This window comes from Dysgonomonas sp. UBA7710, from assembly GCF_002482385.1.
GTDB lineage: Bacteria > Bacteroidota > Bacteroidia > Bacteroidales > Dysgonomonadaceae > Dysgonomonas.
Genome location: NZ_DLFW01000044.1, coordinates 88,497 through 107,075, shown reverse-complemented (window position 1 = coordinate 107,075; position 18,579 = coordinate 88,497). Strand labels below are relative to the sequence as shown.

16 protein-coding genes are annotated in these 18,579 nt (G+C 41.9%); 1 reads left to right on the top strand and 15 read right to left on the bottom strand.

Annotated features, from left to right (window positions below; genetic code table 11):
* Positions 1-45: 45 nt before the first annotated feature.
* The 8 genes from hisA to B3317_RS14390 all read right to left on the bottom strand — a co-directional run bounded on the left by hisA (position 46) and on the right by B3317_RS14390 (position 6,916).
* Positions 46-774 (bottom strand): 1-(5-phosphoribosyl)-5-[(5-phosphoribosylamino)methylideneamino]imidazole-4-carboxamide isomerase, encoded by a 729-nt coding sequence (hisA, locus tag B3317_RS14425; RefSeq protein ID WP_291112844.1) that lies wholly within the window; start codon positions 772-774, stop codon positions 46-48.
* A 10-nt stretch (positions 775-784) separates the two neighbouring features.
* On the bottom strand, positions 785-1,267 hold the full coding sequence (locus B3317_RS14420; protein WP_291112842.1) for a DUF4870 domain-containing protein: 483 nt from the start codon (positions 1,265-1,267) through the stop codon (positions 785-787).
* A gap of 12 nt (positions 1,268-1,279) precedes the next feature.
* Entirely contained in the window at positions 1,280-1,873 is a 594-nt protein-coding gene (hisH, locus tag B3317_RS14415) for an imidazole glycerol phosphate synthase subunit HisH (protein ID WP_291112840.1), read from the bottom strand.
* A 75-nt stretch (positions 1,874-1,948) separates the two neighbouring features.
* The gene (locus B3317_RS14410) at positions 1,949-2,422 is read right to left on the bottom strand and encodes a TlpA family protein disulfide reductase (RefSeq protein WP_414647507.1); all 474 of its coding nucleotides are present in this window, start codon (positions 2,420-2,422) and stop codon (positions 1,949-1,951) included.
* A 38-nt stretch (positions 2,423-2,460) separates the two neighbouring features.
* Positions 2,461-2,880, bottom strand: coding sequence for a VanZ family protein (locus tag B3317_RS14405; protein WP_006797597.1), 420 nt, complete (start codon positions 2,878-2,880; stop codon positions 2,461-2,463).
* 155 nt (positions 2,881-3,035) lie between these two features.
* A complete protein-coding gene (locus tag B3317_RS14400) occupies positions 3,036-4,871 on the bottom strand; it encodes a peptidase U32 family protein (protein ID WP_291112813.1) in 1,836 nt (611 codons plus the stop codon).
* Positions 4,872-4,908: 37 nt separating this feature from the next.
* On the bottom strand, positions 4,909-5,874 hold the full coding sequence (metA, locus tag B3317_RS14395; RefSeq protein WP_291112811.1) for a homoserine O-acetyltransferase MetA: 966 nt from the start codon (positions 5,872-5,874) through the stop codon (positions 4,909-4,911).
* Between the two features lie 238 nt (positions 5,875-6,112).
* Entirely contained in the window at positions 6,113-6,916 is an 804-nt protein-coding gene (locus B3317_RS14390; RefSeq protein WP_291112809.1) for a hypothetical protein, read from the bottom strand.
* 110 nt (positions 6,917-7,026) lie between these two features.
* Here B3317_RS14390 and glpE point away from each other — a divergent pair, with 110 nt between their 5' ends.
* A complete protein-coding gene (gene glpE / locus B3317_RS14385; RefSeq protein ID WP_291112807.1) occupies positions 7,027-7,317 on the top strand; it encodes a thiosulfate sulfurtransferase GlpE in 291 nt (96 codons plus the stop codon).
* Between the two features lie 16 nt (positions 7,318-7,333).
* Here glpE and B3317_RS14380 read toward each other — a convergent pair whose 3' ends face one another.
* The 7 genes from B3317_RS14380 to B3317_RS14350 all read right to left on the bottom strand — a co-directional run bounded on the left by B3317_RS14380 (position 7,334) and on the right by B3317_RS14350 (position 18,553).
* Positions 7,334-8,215, bottom strand: a complete 882-nt coding sequence (locus tag B3317_RS14380; protein WP_291112805.1) for a hypothetical protein — start codon at positions 8,213-8,215, stop codon at positions 7,334-7,336.
* Positions 8,215-8,595 carry a LytTR family transcriptional regulator DNA-binding domain-containing protein gene (locus tag B3317_RS14375; protein ID WP_006797590.1) on the bottom strand — a complete coding sequence of 127 codons (381 nt, stop codon included), beginning with the start codon at positions 8,593-8,595 and terminating at the stop codon, positions 8,215-8,217. The genes B3317_RS14380 and B3317_RS14375 overlap by 1 nt, the downstream gene beginning before the upstream one ends.
* Positions 8,596-8,976: 381 nt before the next feature.
* On the bottom strand, positions 8,977-11,379 hold the full coding sequence (locus B3317_RS14370; protein ID WP_291112952.1) for a glycoside hydrolase family 2 TIM barrel-domain containing protein: 2,403 nt from the start codon (positions 11,377-11,379) through the stop codon (positions 8,977-8,979).
* 431 nt (positions 11,380-11,810) lie between these two features.
* On the bottom strand, positions 11,811-12,851 hold the full coding sequence (locus B3317_RS14365) for a glycoside hydrolase family 53 protein (protein WP_291112801.1): 1,041 nt from the start codon (positions 12,849-12,851) through the stop codon (positions 11,811-11,813).
* Positions 12,852-12,911: 60 nt separating this feature from the next.
* Positions 12,912-13,961, bottom strand: a complete 1,050-nt coding sequence (locus B3317_RS14360; protein ID WP_291112799.1) for a SusE domain-containing protein — start codon at positions 13,959-13,961, stop codon at positions 12,912-12,914.
* 20 nt (positions 13,962-13,981) lie between these two features.
* A complete protein-coding gene (locus B3317_RS14355) occupies positions 13,982-15,568 on the bottom strand; it encodes a RagB/SusD family nutrient uptake outer membrane protein (RefSeq protein ID WP_291112797.1) in 1,587 nt (528 codons plus the stop codon).
* A gap of 21 nt (positions 15,569-15,589) precedes the next feature.
* On the bottom strand, positions 15,590-18,553 hold the full coding sequence (locus B3317_RS14350) for a SusC/RagA family TonB-linked outer membrane protein (protein WP_414647504.1): 2,964 nt from the start codon (positions 18,551-18,553) through the stop codon (positions 15,590-15,592).
* Between the last annotated feature and the right edge of the window lie 26 nt (positions 18,554-18,579).

The window sequence follows — 18,579 nt, the reverse complement described above, 5'->3', positions numbered from 1 at the left end:
AATGAAAAATGAAAAATTAAGAATGAAGGATTAAGAATTTATAATTTATAACTCATAACTTTTAACCCTTAATTCGTCCAACGTCACCCGTTTCTCATAAATAGCTTTTCCTAAAATAACAGCAGGCACACCCGCACTCTCCAAATCGAGTATATCCTGAAAGCTACTGACTCCGCCACTTGCAATTAGATAGAGATCCGGAAAAGATTTCAGGATTTCCTTATACAAGTCAATAGACGGACCTTGAAGCATGCCATCCTTGCTGATATCGGTACAGACAACTTTATTTATGCCCTCTGCTTTATAATCTTTTATAAAAGGAATAATATCAACCGATGTAGATTCCTGCCAACCGGAAACAGCGATTTTACCGTCCTTACAATCAGCCCCCAAGATTATCTTTTCGCTGCCGTATTTCTCTATCCAGGAGATAAATAAATTTCTATCCCTCACTGCGATACTCCCTCCGGTAACCATAGAAGCTCCCGAATCGAAAACAATATCCAGATCGGAATCACTTTGTACCCCTCCGCCAAAATCAATGACGAGGGAAGTATTTGACGCAATCTTTTCCAGAACAGCCCGATTGACGACCCTCTTTGCCTTCGCGCCATCGAGGTCGACCAGATGAAGACGGCGGATACCCGCGCCTTCAAACATTTTCGCTACCTCCAGCGGATCTTCGTTATATACTTTCTTTGCATTATAATCGCCTTGCGACAAGCGAACACATTTACCGTCAATAATATCTATAGCTGGGATAATCTCTATCATGCTCTGTTATTTAAGAAAAAAAGGTGATTGATAATGGATACTTCCAATATTCTCCATTGCTGGCCTTTATTGCTGCAATGATTATGAATACGATTTCGAGTATCGCGATTATAATAAGCATCGGAAGCCCTATTACAATTCCTATTATCGTGATGCAGAAGATACCGGCTATTGTCGCATAAATAAGCATACTTATCATGAAATTCGCGATATTCTTTCCATGCCTGTCTACTTCCGGATATTCTTTTGCGTTTACCAGCCACAGCACAATGGGAAGGATAAAGCCTAATCCCGGAACCAGGAAGCCTGCAAACTGCGACAGGTGCATCAGCACGATATATGTATCTTTCTGTATACCACCTAATCCTCTTCCATCGTTTCCATAGCTGCCGGGGTTCAATATCCGGTGCTTTTCCTGCTGAAATTCTTCTTCCGAAATTGCTCCCTGAGCCCTAAGCTCCTCCAGCTTCCTTAATTCATCGTACTTATCCATGATAAATTGGTATTAGGTATTCAACAAAAAATTCTTTAATATTTTTTCGCCCACTCCCCCACTCTTTTCAGGGTGAAACTGGGTAGCATAAAAATTATCTTTATGAATGGCCGCGCTAAATGGAAGGATATAATCCGTTGTTGCTGCCGTATGCTTGCAACTGGCTACATAATAGCTATGTACAAAATATACAAATTCCCCCTCCAGTGAATCGTCAAAAACCTCACTTTTCAGATTTGTAATTGTATTCCATCCCATATGAGGCACTTTATCTTCGTGTCTTTCGGATGCAAAGCGCTTTACTTCCGCACCAAATATATTCAAACAATCCACATCGCCTTCTTCGGAATGGGCGCACATCAACTGCATGCCCAGACAAATACCCAGCACAGGCTGCTCCAAATCGGGAATAAGCTTATCCAATCCTGTTTGACGCAAATGATGCATCGTAGAACTGGCCTCTCCTACCCCCGGAAAAATCACTTTATCAGCAGTCCTTATCAATTCTTTGTCAGCAGATACAATAGCTTCAACGCCCAAACGTTTGAAAGCATGCTCTACCGAAAAGATATTCCCTGCATTATATTTTATAATAACGATACTCATTTTTTAATAAAAAAGTTACGAGTTACAAGTAAACAAGATACGAGATACAAGTTGATAACTGCTTACTGCTCACTGTTAAAGTAAAGAATCAATCAGGGCAACCATTTCGTTGAATTCCTCCATCTTGAAAAGCCGGGTAAGCATTACTATCTTTCCATTCTTATCAATGATGATATTCCTTGTGATCCCCGCTTCTTTTTCCGCGTAAGTGCCAAATATATCCGCTTTCGGGTCTAAACCGATAGGATAAGTCACTCCTGTCGCTTTGGCAAATTTCAATACTGTTTCGGCAGGCTCTTCACGGTCTATGCCATATAACGCAAAATTCGGATTATCCTTATGCTTCTGCCATATCTCTTTCTCTATATGAGGCATTTCCTTACGGCAAACTCCACACCAGCTGGCAGTGAACTGTAACATAACAACCTTACCTCTCAGAGAGGATAATTTCACCTTTTGCCCCGAAGGCAAACTCATTTCAAAATCGGGAGCAATATCTCCCACTTTTACTTTATATTGGTAATTTTCTTCCTGAGAAAATATGCTCATTGAGAAAAATAACGCGAACAAAATAACGATTGACTTTTTCATATGTCTTCTTCCTGTAATTGCCTGTTTAACATAAAACGCCTAAACCAAAGGGAAATAGGTAAGGATGCCAGTACACCCAGCGCATCAGCCAGAAAATCGTACCAATCTCCACTCCTTCCCGGGAAATATTCCGCTTGTATTATCTCTATCACTCCCCCGTAAATTATTGGGACCAGTATGGCGAAAACAACAAGCTTCAATATAATAATATGCCCTTTTTTGTAAAAGATATAATTGAAAGATGCCACTCCGGCCAGACCGAAATACATCAGGAAATGCACAATCTTATCGGCGGGGATAAAGAACTGAAACCCGACATCAGGTATATCATCTGTAGGGATAAGGCAACATAGATAAAAAATGATAACAGCAATGACCGCGGGGGGCCAGGTATATCTTACAATTCTTTTCAGCATAGCATGAATAAGGTCGCAGACCTATTTATTACATTGAATAAGTAAAACAACAACAGCAGGTTAAGACTTGAGAGTATCCCATTGAATTGCATGCATTACTCATATCAGGTATTTCTAATATAGGTTCAAAGATACAGAAAATATCAATATGTATATTATTCTGCGTACGAATCGTTAAATACTTTCATCTCACAATTCCGGCAATCGAACGAAAGACGCAATTTCGTATTGTTATATATCAAAAAGAAAGGTTCTTTGTAAGGATGTTTTTCAGTTCCTTCTTTCGGGCACCAACCTAATGACTGTTTGATACAATGACGAGTAAACATCAGAGGGACATCTTTTTGAGCCTGTTTTTCAAACGCAGGCTGCACCACCGACGATTGATGTTGCGTATAAAATTGCCTGCTCTTTTCGTTCATCACATTCCCCAGATATGTAATATCTTTAGTTGGAAAAGCATGCGAGGTATGCTTATGAGGGACAACTTCCTGTTGATATCTGATTTTCCTTACGGATAATAGTTTATCTGTCAGTTGTCTTCTCCATTCCGACAACAGCGACACCGGGACGAACCAACTATCGTTCCAGTTTATATTGACCTGTTCCACTTTAAATATCGTATTACCCGTCTTGCTCAGATTATTCCGGATATTTTCAGTTTGGTCTTTCAGGGCCGTTTGTTTCTCCGTTTCAAAATTGAGTATAGCGTAATTGCCGTCTTCATCGGTAATCTCTAAGGAAAAGCCGAACGGGATTTCATTCAGTTCAATAGTCGCGCTTATACGGCGTTCCGCCGATTTCTTCGACAGCAACTTTTCAAACTCATGGTCATAATTACGGTACACAAAAGTACCGCGCTTAACATCGGGAATCGTTGCCGGAAAAATAAGCTCTCCTTCTACACGGTTAACATGGATACCCTCCAGCTCTTTTTTATTATTGAAGTAGCAAAGGCCATCGCCGTTGTGTATCTTTTGAGAGCCATTAATCTTTATATATTTTGTCGTAATCTCAGTAATCTTCCCGATCGGTTCACCTATCGACTTGGGTGAGTCTACCGACCACATATTACTACTGCGTTCATGCAGAAAGTATTTGGTAAAGCCCCTGTTGAAACTTTTCTCCGGATTGGGTTCGAATGTGTAGACAGATTTGCCCGAAGAAGCCCTTATAAACCGGGAATCCCGCTTCAGTACTGCGTCCAGTTTCATACGGTAATAGGCAACGATATTTTTTACATAGGAAACATCTTTCAACCGCCCTTCTATCTTCAGGGAACTGACACCTGCCTCCAGTAATTCTCCTAGATTATCCGACAGATTGAGATCTTTCATCGACAGAAAATGCTTCTTCTGCATTATCTCTTCTCCGTCAGCGTCAACCAGCGTGTACGGTAAACGGCAATACTGCGCACATGCTCCTTTGTTTGCACTTCGCCCCGACAAAGCCTGACTGAGATAACACTGCCCGCTGTAACATACGCACAATGCGCCATGCACAAAGACTTCGAGAGGAGTTTTTACATGGGCGGCAATTTCGGCTATTTCATCTATTGTCAATTCCCGGGGCAATACGATTTGCTTAAATCCCGCATCTTCGAGAAACTTCACCTTCTCTGCGCTCCGGTTATCCATTTGTGTGCTTGCATGTAGCGCAACCGGTGGCAAATTGAGCATAGTGATGCCCATATCCTGAATTATCAGCGCATCTATTTTGGCATCGGCATATAACTGCCAGATGAGTTTTTCGGCGTCCTGCAATTCACTATCTGTCAGTATGGTATTCAGAGCGACATATACTTTTGCTCCGAACTGATGTGCATACTCTGCCAGCGACTTAATATCATCGAGTGTGTTTCCGGCAGCTGCACGCGCACTGAATTTCGGTGCGCCGATGTATACCGCGTCCGCTCCGTGATTGATGGCCTCAATACCGCATTCCAGATTTTTAGCAGGAGCAAGTAGCTCTATTTTGCGCGCTTTCAGCAAAGCTTGTCTTGTTACAGTGTTTCTATATTAATTGAGCTTAGATATGGTACATATACCCCTCATTCATAGGATCTATATTACCCAGATCTTTAATCTTCGTTTTATCATATGGAGTTTCCTGATAAACAAAGTAGTTGAGCCAATTATTAAATAAGAGATTACCATGACCCGACCAGCGTACCACCGGCCCGTTCTCTGGATTGTCATTTTTATAATAATTGAGCGGAATCTTTATAGGTAAGCCTTTTTCCGCATCCCGTATATATTCGTTATGAAGTGTATATGGTGCATATTCGGAATGTCCTGTCAGGTAAAATTCACGTCCTCCACGGGATGCAACTATTCCGACACCGGAATCATCCGATTCCGACAGTATTTTCAACTCATGATGCCGAAGCACATCTTCCCGCCTCACGGTTGTATGGCGGCTATGAGGAATATAAAACTCGTCGTCGAACCCCCTGAATAACGGGAACTTCTTATCATGGGCAATATGCTTGAATACACCGAACATTTTCTCCGGTAGCGGATATTTTTTCACCCCGTAGAAATGATACATGGCAGCCTGTGCAGCCCAGCATATATACAATGTGGAAGTCACATGAGTACGCGCCCAATCGAATATAGAAGATATTTCGGGCCAGTAAGTTACCTCTTCAAATTCATATAGTTCAACAGGTGCACCTGTTATTATCATACCATCATAGAAATCATCCCTCACCTCACTGAAGTTCTTGTAGAACATCTCAAGATGCTCTTCCGAAGTGTTCTTAGAAGTATGGGTTTCCAGCTTCAGAAACTCGACTTCTACCTGTAACGGATTGTTCGATAATAACCTTATCAAATCAGTCTCCGTCATTATCTTAATAGGCATCAGATTGAGAATGAGCACACGCAAAGGACGGATATCCTGTTCGTTAGCCCTGAGTTGGTTCATTACAAAGATGTTCTCTTTCTTCAGAATCTCAATCGCCGGAAGATTGTTAGGTATATTAACTGGCATGGTCTATAGCTTTTACAAATCAAGTATGCAAAGTTATGATTTAGTTATGAGTTATAGGTTATGAGTTATGATTTTTTTAAGTTAACAGTCCCCCAAAGGTACGAAAGGGGGATACTGTTAACAGTAACCGGTTATCAGACACTTAATGCTTACTACTGATTACTCTAAAATCAACAAACACTTTTTAAATACTGCACCGAGTATAACTGAATATATTATATAGATAACTTTGATACTTTTAAAAATGCCAGTTAAACCCGATTGCATAAGTCAGTTCTGCAAACCAGAATGCCTGATGAGCTTTGTCGTCCGACGATTCGGTCGTCCTTATACTTGGCATATTAATATATCCCTCTTTCACTTCGGAACGAACGAAAAACAAGTTCCAGAAATTTACATCCAGCCCGCCTTTTGCATTCAACCCGAATCCTGCGAGATGAAAAGCATCGTGCCGTTCATTCCCCATCATCATGACATTACTCCGGGGCATAAGAAATCCGGCTCCACCGCCGATCAGCCCATTCACGTTAAGTATACCTTTATGGAAGAAATTCTTATAATATTCCAGTTCTGCATTTATATAGTTCAGCCCGTCGGTATGCTCAAATGTAAGGAAATCGTCTGTCAGTTTTATAGAACCGTCGTCATTTACATGAGACTGGTATTCAGGTTTTACATGTCCATCTATATTTACCGTCTGATTCTGATCCATAACGTATTTCATATGGTCTACACCTAAAGTTATAGCCATATTATCTTTTATAAAATACCCCACACGCAAGTTTGTTTGAGGAATGGTTATCCGATCGAGGCGGAGGTAATTGAAATAGCTGATCTTATTTTGTTTATCAGATGCTTTCACTTTATGAAGAGTAAAGTCATAATCATTACCCTTGAAATGAATATCGGAGTTTGTATAGGCATCCCTGTTCCAGCCCCACAGGGCGAAGAATGTTCCTTTCTTATAGGCAGGTTCGGCTTGAGCGAATATCAGTGATGATTGAATAATTGCCAATAAGGCAAGTAATAGTTTCTTTTGCACGTCAGTGTCCTTTATTTGTGATTTTTAAGACTAAAAACAAAAACCAGTTGAATTTGTTCAATCTATAACATCAAATAATATATAGAATAAACTAATAACAATAGAAAAGAATGCCGTTAAAGAGAATTACACCGCATCAAGCCAAAGAAAAACTATCGAATCCCGAAACAATACTGGTAGATATCAGAGATGAAGAAAGTTTCCGGCAAGGACATGTAAAAGGAGCGACACACCTTACCCACCTGAGCCTGCCCGGGTTTGTGTCAATGACAAATAAAACCTATCCTATATTAGTCATGTGCTATCATGGAAATAGCAGCCAAATGGTAGCCCAATTCCTTGCAGAGCAGGGTTTTGAAGATGTATACAGCATCGACGGCGGGTATGAGGGATGGGAGTGATTTCCGTACAGGTATCTCATTCCGAACGCCAAACGATATAAGATATATTCTGAAGCTGTTCAGACTGGATAGTTCCGTACTCAGTCTTTATATGGTCTTTGTCATAGTACCAGCCAAATGCAGTATTGCTTCCTACCAGATATATCGCATCATTTACCCCTATATCGACCAGCGCCTGCGCAAAATCATGGAATGACTCGGCGCTGCGGCTTTCAACCATTATTACCTTCCCGGAACGTGTAGCCAGTGCTCTGCGAATCGATTTATTCTTCGGATTGTTTTCCACCAGTACTCCATCATCTACCAATGGGTATTGCCTGAAAAAATAGCCTTTCGACTCAATCGCTTTTTGCAACAATGGAGTATTATCTGAAACTCCGATAATAACTTCACCGTCAATGACCGCGCAAAATCCTGTTTTTGCAACACCCCTCGATAATTTTTCCCCGGCAAGGACAAAATCGCCTACTATCTCATAATTATCGCCCCTGATATCGGCTGCCTGTGTTATGAAAATAATCGTTGAATCGGACTTATCCGGCATACCTACAGACAATGACAGTGTTGCATGACGAGGTACATAAACAAACATGGGTACATCATTCACCGTTTCTTCCAATATTTCGACATATCCTTTTATAGTATCACCAGGTATAGCTTTTATAGTATCGGAAGTTACACCTGCCGTATGCACAGCCTCTTCGATTTCAGGTTCGAAGTAATAGCCGGCATCCGGTTTCCGCAATAGCAATATCAGCAATACCGCTATTATTACTACCACGATACAAGCCGCAGCTATCAGCCGCCACCTCTTTTTGGAGGCGGGCTTTTTGTCCCTACTTTCTTTTGAGCCAAGAAAGTAGACTTCGTTTTCTGTTTGTATATCTTTCTTGCTCATTATTCGGTTCTCCTGCTTTTTATACTATCTTCCAATACTGTCTTCAATGCTTTCAATGCTTCTTTCGAAGCAGAGAGTGCAAATTTATGGGGAAAGCTGATATCTGAAAGAATAATCTGCTGCTTGGAAACGTTCACGTAATAGATATATTGCGCATTTATAATCAAGCTTTTACCCAAGCGGATAAAAGTACCTGCATCATTGGACAACTGCTGCTCGATAACCCTTTCGAAAGTACCCAGATTGAAAGAAAACAGATGTTCTTCCTTATTGACCAGCACCATCGTGGAGTAATTCCCGTCGGAGGATATATAAACTATCCTCTCGGGAGAGACCCTCACCAAGTCGTTACTGTTTGCCAATACAAGATATCTCTGCATTACCTCATTAATTTAATACAAAAATAGGTTATTCCTGATATAATCCGCTATCTAAAGGCATTTTATGTACTAAATAGCTTGTCTGTTGTACGAAATATGTATGTCAAAGAACGAAAGAGAACCGATCATCTCTATTAAAGATTTATTTATGTTCATTTTGGCATTGCCCAAAACGAATCAAAAGGCTAGCGCTTCATTCCTCGGCGACCCAAAACCGCCTCGATGGCTGAATCAAATAAATGGGCTATCGCCCCATTTGATTCTATGCCATCTTTACCGGATTGGGTACCCCGCCTGCGGAACTAATGCGCAGATGCTGACGCACTAGTAATGCAAAGCCCTTAAAAATTTTCAACTCTCAATTTTCAACTGTCAACTAATTCATTTTATTATAACTTCTATCCTTCCCGTCTGTAAACCTTTCGCTTTTGCTTCAAAAATCAGTTTTCCGTCTTTTTCACCCGATTGTACTATCGAGGTCAGTTGCCCGTTAAACACCTGCATCCTGGGCAGATGAAAGAGTTCGAGAGAGGTAGGGTCGCCATTCGCCGATGCTTTATAGCTACCATCCCCTGTTACGGAGAAGATTATCTGACGCTGGTCATCAGGGCACAGATTTCCATCTTTATCCACTACTCTTACATTTATATAAGCCAAATCCTTACCATCGGCAGCTAACTGCATCCTGTCGGCTACAAGTTCTATATGATGCGGCTTACCCGCCGTACGCACAATCTTCTCTTCTGCAACTCTACCCTGCGCATCATATGCAACGACTTTCACTTCGCCCGGTTCGTATATGGCATCCATCCACATCAGGCGGTAGCGGTTCTGCAATGTAGTATTGTTTTTACTCTGTTTTCCGTAGCTTTTACCATTGATAAAAAGTTCGGCAGACGGATAGCTGGTATAAACGAATACAGGTGTTTTCTCTCCCTCGCGCCCCTTCCAGTTCCAGTGAGGCAGAATATGCAACGTACTCTCATTCTTATTCCACAGGCTACGATACAGGTAATACCTGTCCTTAGGAATACTTGCCAGATCTATAATACCGAACATAGAGCTATGATTCGGCCATGCATCCGTATCATAGGGAGAAGGTTCGCCCAGATAATCGAATCCCGTCCAGACAAATTGGCCCATAGTCCATTCATAGTCATCTGCCAATGCGAAATCATCATCCGGCAGATTTGCCCATGAGCAATATTCCAAATCGTAGGAAGAAGACTGATGGTCATCATATTTAGCATCGGCTTTCTTCTCCACAGGGAATTTATATACTCCCCGCGAACTTACCGTAGAGGCTGTTTCAGAACCCAGTACCAGATTCTGAGGCAGTTTTTCGTAAGCTTCCTGATAACGATGAGTCCGGTAATTGAAACCGGGAACATCTATCATCGCGGCAAAGCCGTTATTCAGCACACAAGTAACCTGATCCATACCACAGGTAACAGGGCGGGTAGGATCTTCGCGATGGCAGATATCCTGCAGGAAAGAAGCCACTTTATATCCCTGATCGCTGCACTGTGTCGGTACTTCATTGCCAATACTCCACATCACCACACTGGCATTGTTTCGGTAGTTATGTAGCATATTTACCAAGTCTTTTTCCGCCCATTCATTAAAGAAACGGTGATAACCGTTCAGGCACTTAGCGATATCCCATTCGTCGAATGGTTCTATCATCATCATAAAGCCCATTTCGTCACATAAGGCAACCAGTTCCGGCGCAGGCATATTATGCGCGGTACGTATAGCATCACACCCCATATCTTTCAGCATAGTCAGTTGACGGCGCAATGCCGCCACATTAATAGCTGCTCCCAGAGGGCCCAGATCGTGATGGTTACAAACCCCTTGAAACTTACGCCTTTTACCATTCAGAAAAAAGCCTTTATCTGCAATCAATTTTATATCCCTTATACCGAAACGTGTGGTATATTCGTCAACCTGAGCATCTTTTATATATACTTTCGATACTGCATTATATAAATACGGAGTTTCGGGTGACCACAGTTGTGGCTTATCTACACTGAAATTCTGCTCGAAAGGCTGACCGTGATTTATCCTGAGGGTATTATCTTTTTTGGCAACGACATTCCCCGATGCATCTTTTATCTCGGTAACTATCCGTACATCCGCATTATCCGAATTACTGATTTCGGTTTTCAGCTTCACCGAAGCATATTCTTCCGAGACAAAAGGCGTGGTAATATAGGTACCCCAGACGGGTACATGTATTTCTTCCGTCACAACTACATGTACATTACGGTAAAGGCCTGCGCCCGGATACCAACGTGACGACTGCGGTTTGTTTTCGAGGCGCACTGCAAGGGTATTGTTCTCACCGTCAGCATTCAGCAGATCCGTTACATCGCAATGAAAAGAATTGTAACCGAAAGGCCAGAAACAGGCTTCTTTCCCGTTTACATATATACGGGCTTCACTCATAGCTCCGTCGAAAAGAAGGGTGACACGTTTTTTCCCTTTTCCGAAATCACTTACATTAAACGTATTTCTGTACCAACCGATACCTACATAGGGTAATCCTCCTGTACGTCCGGTCTTTACAGTTGCTACTTTTTCTCCGTTCTGGATAACTGCCACTTCCTGCAAATCGTGCTTGCGGTCGAATGGCCCGGATATAGCCCAATCGTGAGGAACAGTTACTGACTCCCAGCTTTTATCATCAAAGCCTGTCCCGGCAGCATCGGGATAATCGCCTCTGCTGAATTTCCAGTTTTTTTCCAGTAAAAACTCTACTCTTTTTGTCTGCGACTGCATGGTGGCATTGCAACAAAACAGTATAGCTAAAATAAAAGTTATAAATTTTCTTTTCATTATAAGATTCTTTCAGTTAACAATCAACAGTTAACAATGAGTTTATATTATTCAAAAAGTAACAAAGGTAACACTATTTACAGTTAGCAGTAAACAGTCAGCAGCTTGTATCTCGTACCTTGTCTACTTGTACCTATTTACTCACTACTTATTACTTAAAACTTACTACTTGTTAAAAGGTAACAATTGTAACACCTTTTACATATTTCTCTCCTGTTACTTTTTTGTCCTCCCTCATTCCTATTCTCATTTTCAATTTCTTGCTTTTTATTCTCTTTGTAAGTCCCCCTTGGGGGATTGAGGGGGCTCGTTCACATTTTCAAAGAGCTATAAGCTGATAGCTAAAAGCTACCAGCTTATAGTATAGATAAATATTATCTGAATGCATCCAAAGCAACCGTAGGCTTTCCCGAATCGTCAAAAGCACCGAGTGTATATGCATTCCAGCTACCATATGCCTGCGGTTCCCAATAGAATACACCTAAACCTCTGCCGTTTGGTAATGATTTTGTTTTTTCTATCAAATCGGTCAGAAACGCTTTTGATGTTTCCGCTTCATCCCAACTCATCCCTACTTCACAAATCATTATATCCGACCCGTAACGTTCTATCATATCTTTCATATTGGAAAGGCAATCGTTATTCATGGCTTTCCAATCATCGGCAGACGGATATAAGGACATGCCTATTACATCCCATTTTCCATTGTTACTTTTCAGCCCGTCGAATAGCCAACGGAACAATCCGTTATCCTGACCGTTTTGCAGGTGAACAATCACTTTCGCATCCGGAAAAACAGCTTTGACCGCATCATAGCCTGCATTATTAAGCCCGGCATAGTTTTTCATATAGTCCTCTGCTTTTCCATCATCCCATAGCATGCCATTACCAGTTTCATTACCCACCTGTACCCATTCCGGAGTGATACCATTTGTTTTCAATACGTTCAGCACTTCTGTCGTATGATTCGCTACGGCACTTTTCAGTTCTGTAAAACTCAGGTCAGTCCATGCAGCCGGCTTCGCTTGTTTCGATGGGTCTGCCCAGCTATCGCTGTAATGGAAATCCACCATAATACGCATCCCCAGATTTTTAGCCCTGTATGCTTTTACCAATAAATCTTCGGTATTACACCATCCGTCTACAGGGTTGACCCATACACGCAGGCGGACAGAGTTCATCCCAAGGCTTCTCAATAGCCTTATGCCTTCCATTTCAGCCCCTGCTGCATTGTAGAATTTCTTTCCCGATGCTTCCATCTGGGTTATCCAACTCACATCGGCCCCTTTGGCAAAAGTTCCGGTTGATAGGTCAGGACTGGTTGCTCCATTATCATCATCGTCGCTACAGGAAATAAATCCGAGGAAAACAATAAATGAAAGTGCTATAATCAAATGCTTTATATATAATTTCATAGATATTTTTGTTTTAGGGGTCGCAGACCTGTTTATTATTCTGACAAATAAAAGTTATAATCATTCGATTGTATAAGTGTACTTCTCCGGATTGCTCAGATTCATTGTAATGGTATAAGTACCCGGTGTGGCTATTTCTATATTCGCTCCGCCCAAAGTAATCTCTCCGTTAATGCCTCCGTATTTAGAATTCCAATCGTTGTTGGCAATTATCTGGATGCCATATAAGGTATTCGAGATATTACAAGTTACTTTCCATACCTGATTGACAGCATCGTAAGTCATCACATCGGTAGTCAGGCTCCATGCATTGAACTCTCCGGTAACGGCAAATGCCGAAATCTTCGTCTTACTCCATTTCATTGTATTGGTATTCGCTTTCAGAAGGAAATATCCACCCTCTTCAAACCAGATATTCCACTGGGCACTGCTATCATCCAACGTATATAAATCATTCGGATTAGAACCATAAGTTATGCCCGAAGTACTGCTCATTTCAGTCGTAAACTTAAAGTTATTCCATTGCTGTGCATTTACAAACCCTTCATATTCGCCATTTCCACTGCGTGAACATAAGCGTGTTGTGTATTTATCCCATCCGCCGCTCAGGTCGCCCGGCATATATAAGAATGCTATTTCTTCGTATGGGGTAACGGTTACTTCCACAACATTACTGTATAGAGGGTCTACATTAGCCGCAATAGTAGATTTAAGGCGAACATAGAGTTTTGCAGGCTGCCCGATTTCCAGCCCCATACTCAGAGCCAGTGAATTCAAAGCCTTGCCTGTATAGGATTTCGCACTGGCTGTTTCCACTACATCTTTTGCACTGGTAAATGAACTTTGTATATCGAACTGGAGCGTTGTCTTCAATGCATCGGCAGGAAGCCCATATTTTTGAGAATATGTATTCGCCAGTTCTCCTGCATTCCACATAAAGGATAAAACCAGTTTCCCGCTATTATCATTCGTCAATACGACTTCCGATGCCGTCGCTTTCAATTCTCCTTCCTGAAAGCCCGAAAGCACCACTTCATCCCCGTCACTGTTACATGACACGGCCAGTACAGAAAGAAAGAACAGGAATATATATTTATTTATTGTTTTCATACTATTCTATATCTTAAAGATTAATACCCCTCGTTTTGTTTCAGATTAGGATTAGCTGCCAGATCGGCCGGCGGAAGCGGATACAAATTGAATTTATTGTCTGTCCCCGTACCATCCATTGTTCCACCTTTCCATTGCCATACATAAGACGAGCCTGTGAATTTTCCGAAACGGATAAGATCGGTACGGCGGGTGCCTTCCCAATAAAGTTCACGTCCTCTTTCAGCCAGAATAAAATCAAGAGTCAAATCATCTTCGCTAACCTTTCCTGCCTCATTACCATAAGCTCTTTTACGTATCAGATTTATGTAATCAGTTGCAAGGCTCTTACTTCCACCCGTACCACCTCTTACTACGGCTTCAGCATACATCAGATATACATCGGCAAGCCGTATCATCGGGAAATCGGTATCTACCAATCCTTCTGCGAAATTAGAGCCATTTTGCCCGGTAGATGTCTTATTAATGTATTTCACAATAGAATAGCCTTGAGTGCTGATAGTAGGGTCTTCTATATCAAGAGTCTGACCGTCCGTATAAAAAGCTGCACGCTTATCTGTCGCTCCTGTAATATCACTGAATAGTTTTACAAATTCCTTTCTGGTGCGGATACTACCCCAACCGGATTGCACACCGTAATCGGTAGCGACCATAGAACCTACTATAGGCCCGCAAACCAGATACGTACTGCCACCCCATGTAGTGGTATGTTGTCCGTCAGCTTCTATAGGGAAGATAATTTCGTTTGTCCGTAAATCGTTATCGGCATTGAACAGATTGGCATATGTATTTTCCAAAGCATAGCCTCCATCTATTACTTTTTTGCTGTAAGTAATACATTCCGTATTCTTTTCCGTACCTGTATATACTTTAGCATTCAGATACAGTTTTGCTAATAACGACCAGGCTGCCGCACGGCTTACCCGTCCGTATTCGTTCTGCAAAGGCAGAGGTAATTCCTCTTCGATACCTTTCAACTCCGACTCCACATAATTGAACAGGTCTGCCCGTGTAATACGCGGAGGGAAGAATGCCCCCACAGGGTCCGCCTCGGTTACAAAAGGTACATTCCCGTAAAAATCCAGAGCGTGAAAATAAACCAAAGCTCTCAGGAAACGGGCTTCGCTACGGTAAACCTTTATCTGTTCCCTGTCGCTGTCGTTAAAACCGGATAGTTTATCATCGGTCGCATTGCGTAAAAATTCATTACAGATAGCCACTGTATAATAGATACGGTAATACATCGCCGAAGCCCATTCGTCTGAAGAGTTCCATGTCATAAACTGGATACCGTTCAAGGCGTCACCCCCACCCCATGTGTAAATAGCCTCATCGGTAGGCAGTTCCTGCAAATTGTAGAAAATACGCAGGTAGCCCCAATATGTTTTACCTCCGAGGTCGGTGTTTCCGTCCCCTTTTTCCTGTCCGGCAATAGCAAGGGACGCATATAGTTTTGCCAAAACGGATTTGTAGCCTTCAGGTGTATTGTAAACCGTTTCGGGTGTAGCTTCTATTTTGGGTATCTGGTCGAGGTCGCCCAGACATGATGTGAACAGACCTAAGGTCATCGACACCAAAAGAATGTATATATATTTTATCTTTTTCATTTTCGTAGATTTTATAATGTATTAGAAATCAAGATTCAGGCTCAAAGAGAATATTCTCGGACGAGGATAGAACGAACTGTCGAAACCATTCATTATTTCAGGGTCTACACCATCGTATTTAGTTATAGTAAATACATTCTGTACCAATGCTCCCACTCTGAGGTTAGGGCCATTGAATACTTTCCCTACATTGTACCCGATTGATATATTATCCATTTTGAGGAATGATGCGTTTTGCACATAATAATCGGAACGGAACTGGCGAGACTGGAATCCTGTACTCAGGTAGTCTCTCGACATATTATTGATTGCATATGGAATGTACTGCATTGTTTCCCACGCACCTGCATTTGCCGCCATATTATTGTAAACATAGTTCCCGAAACTCGCCCTCAATGCAAAGCCCAGCGACCAGTTCTTATATCTGAACTGTGAATTGAATCCCAACAGATAATCAGGCATCGGTGAATGGTAACGGTACAGGTCCTTTTCATTGATAATCCCATCATCGTTCAGGTCGGCATACATCCCTTCAATTGGTTTACCAGCCTCATCGTACACCTGTTTGTAGACATAGAACATATAAGGGGTATATCCTTCTGTCAGAATTTGTAAACCTTGTCCACCGACTTCAGGGCCTGTATAAGATCCCGGAGAATTTTCGTTCTTAACCAATGACAGGTTTGTAATTTTTACTTTCTGGTATGTCGCATTAAAGCCGAGTGTCCATGTTATATCTTTTGTATCGACAGGTGTCGCGTTAATAGCGAACTCAAGACCGTTACTCTCTATATTTCCCACATTGGTTGTCGCTTTCTCAGCAAAGTTTGTACCCGCCGGAACTGATACTGTCGCCAGCAAATCCTTTGTTTTGCGGTTATAGTAATCGAATGTACCATTGATGCGGTTATTGAGAAATCCGAAGTCGAAACCGGCATTATAAGAGTCCGTTGTTTCCCATTTCAAATCCGAAATATAAGTTGCAGGACGATAGAGATAATAATATTTATCCCCGAAACGGTATTGTGCATATTCGTTACTCAATGTATAGATAGGCAGGAATGAGTAGTTTCCGATACCGTCCTGCTGACCTGTCACCCCATAACTTAAACGAAGCTTCAAATCGCTGATTATATTATTATCCTTCAGGAACGACTCTTGCGATATTCTCCATGCCAATGCTACCGACGGGAAAGTTCCCCAGCGGTTATCCGGATTGAACCGGGATGAGCCGTCGCGGCGAATAGTTGCCGTCAGCATATATCTGGAATCGTAAGAATAATTCACACGCCCGTAGAACGATAATAAAACGTGGGTCTGATCCTGTGCCGGAGAGGTACTTACCGTCTCTCCTGCAATATTCTTATCTATAAACACCGGGCTTTTGGCTCTCCAGTGCTGATAATCGTAACCGGCAGTAGCATCCAGATTATTCTTTATATTCTTAAAGAATTTCGAGTAATTCAGATAACTGGTGAATAGCTTATTTGTTTTTTCCTCTGAATATTCATTATCTGTACCCCCAATCTTATATACATTGGCTGCTTCTGCAGGAATATAGTTCGTGCCTTCACCTTTAGCATAATCATAACCTAATGTCAGATGTGCTTTCAGCTCAGGCAGGAAATGAAATTTATAATCCACATCCATATTCCCGATACTGCGTTTCACTGTACTCTTATGTTCTTCCTGCTCCAATAGTCCTACAGGATTGAGTAACGCCCCCGTTGCCGGAACACCTGCATTATCTAAGCTTTCGTAATATCCTCCAAAACCCGAATTACCGGAATAAACAGGCTGTGTAGGATTAAAGACTGTCGCGTTCCAGATAGCATCGGTATTGGCAAAACTGTTTTTATTTATCGAGCCTTTCAGGTTGAAGTCAAATTTTAAGTGGTTGTCGAAAAATGTAGGACTTACAACGATGCTTCCGGTATAGCGTTTGGCATTATCAGTTTTCAAAATACCTTCCTGGTTATAATAGCCTGCCGATACCCTGAACGGAACAGTTTTGGAAAAGTTTCCCGCTACGCTCAGATTATTATCCGTGCCAACTGCCGTTTGATATATCTCATCATTCCAGTTGGTATTGTATTCACCTAATAATGCCTTCTGCTGATCGTTACCTTTGCCTGTTATTAAATCACGGAACTCCTGTGCAGAAAGGGTTTCTGCTACTTTCGTCTTATTCTGTAGAGAGAATGTCGTATTGAAACTGATATTCAGTTTGTCGGAACTTCCTTTTTTAGTAGTGATAATAATTACCCCGTTCGAAGCCCGTGAACCATAGATAGCCGTGGAAGAAGCATCCTTCAGTACCGTCATACTCTCTATATCATTCGGATTGATAAGGCTCAGAAAGTTACTACTGTTACCGCTGATCCCTCCGCTTTCCAAAGGTACACCGTCAAGAACGATTAACGGATCGTTACTCGCATTTAGTGAAGCTCCCCCACGGATACGGATAGTGCTTCCCGATGTAGGCGAGCCGCTGTTAGACATAATCTGTACTCCCGCTACCTTTCCGTTTATCAGCTGTTCGGGAGAACCGATAAGCCCCTGGTTAAAGTCTTTACTGCTCACGCTGGATACTGTTCCGGTCAGGTCTTTTTTCAGCTGGGTACCATAGCCTATTACAACGACTTCGGTCATAAGCTGCGCTTTCGGTTCCAGCTTTATGTTTACAATCCGGTTGTCCGTAAGTACTATGATCTGTGTTTCATAGCCGAGAAAAGAGAATTCCAGTTGGTTCCGGCCTTCCGGCAGATCAATCGAGTACTTACCATCTATATCGGTGGTAGTACCTAATGTGGTTTCAGAAACTTTCACAACAGCGCCAATAACAGGCTCGTTTGTTTCGTCTACTACCGTTCCCGTAATTGTCCTCGACTGAGCCGCAGCCATCAAAGGCGCAAGCAACAATAAAGCCAAAGCTATTACGAAGCGGAAATGAGCGAATTTCTTGCAACTATCGTATTTTTTCATGGTTTTAAATATTTAATAAGGTGATT

What these genes read in the sequence shown, in the direction of transcription:
- B3317_RS14405 (WP_006797597.1), bottom strand. Translation starts at nt 2,880, where the DNA reads ATGCTGAAAAGAATTGTAAGATATACCTGGCCCCCCGCGGTCATTGCT.
- B3317_RS14355 (WP_291112797.1), bottom strand. Translation starts at nt 15,568, where the DNA reads ATGAAAAAGATAAAATATATATACATTCTTTTGGTGTCGATGACCTTA.
- B3317_RS14380 (WP_291112805.1), bottom strand. Translation starts at nt 8,215, where the DNA reads ATGAGCAAGAAAGATATACAAACAGAAAACGAAGTCTACTTTCTTGGC.
- B3317_RS14350 (WP_414647504.1), bottom strand. Translation starts at nt 18,553, where the DNA reads ATGAAAAAATACGATAGTTGCAAGAAATTCGCTCATTTCCGCTTCGTA.
- glpE (WP_291112807.1), top strand. Translation starts at nt 7,027, where the DNA reads ATGCCGTTAAAGAGAATTACACCGCATCAAGCCAAAGAAAAACTATCG.
- metA (WP_291112811.1), bottom strand. Translation starts at nt 5,874, where the DNA reads ATGCCAGTTAATATACCTAACAATCTTCCGGCGATTGAGATTCTGAAG.
- hisA (WP_291112844.1), bottom strand. Translation starts at nt 774, where the DNA reads ATGATAGAGATTATCCCAGCTATAGATATTATTGACGGTAAATGTGTT.
- B3317_RS14375 (WP_006797590.1), bottom strand. Translation starts at nt 8,595, where the DNA reads ATGCAGAGATATCTTGTATTGGCAAACAGTAACGACTTGGTGAGGGTC.
- B3317_RS14420 (WP_291112842.1), bottom strand. Translation starts at nt 1,267, where the DNA reads ATGGATAAGTACGATGAATTAAGGAAGCTGGAGGAGCTTAGGGCTCAG.
- B3317_RS14370 (WP_291112952.1), bottom strand. Translation starts at nt 11,379, where the DNA reads ATGCAGTCGCAGACAAAAAGAGTAGAGTTTTTACTGGAAAAAAACTGG.
- B3317_RS14410 (WP_414647507.1), bottom strand. Translation starts at nt 2,422, where the DNA reads ATGAGCATATTTTCTCAGGAAGAAAATTACCAATATAAAGTAAAAGTG.
- hisH (WP_291112840.1), bottom strand. Translation starts at nt 1,873, where the DNA reads ATGAGTATCGTTATTATAAAATATAATGCAGGGAATATCTTTTCGGTA.
- B3317_RS14365 (WP_291112801.1), bottom strand. Translation starts at nt 12,851, where the DNA reads ATGAAATTATATATAAAGCATTTGATTATAGCACTTTCATTTATTGTT.
- B3317_RS14360 (WP_291112799.1), bottom strand. Translation starts at nt 13,961, where the DNA reads ATGAAAACAATAAATAAATATATATTCCTGTTCTTTCTTTCTGTACTG.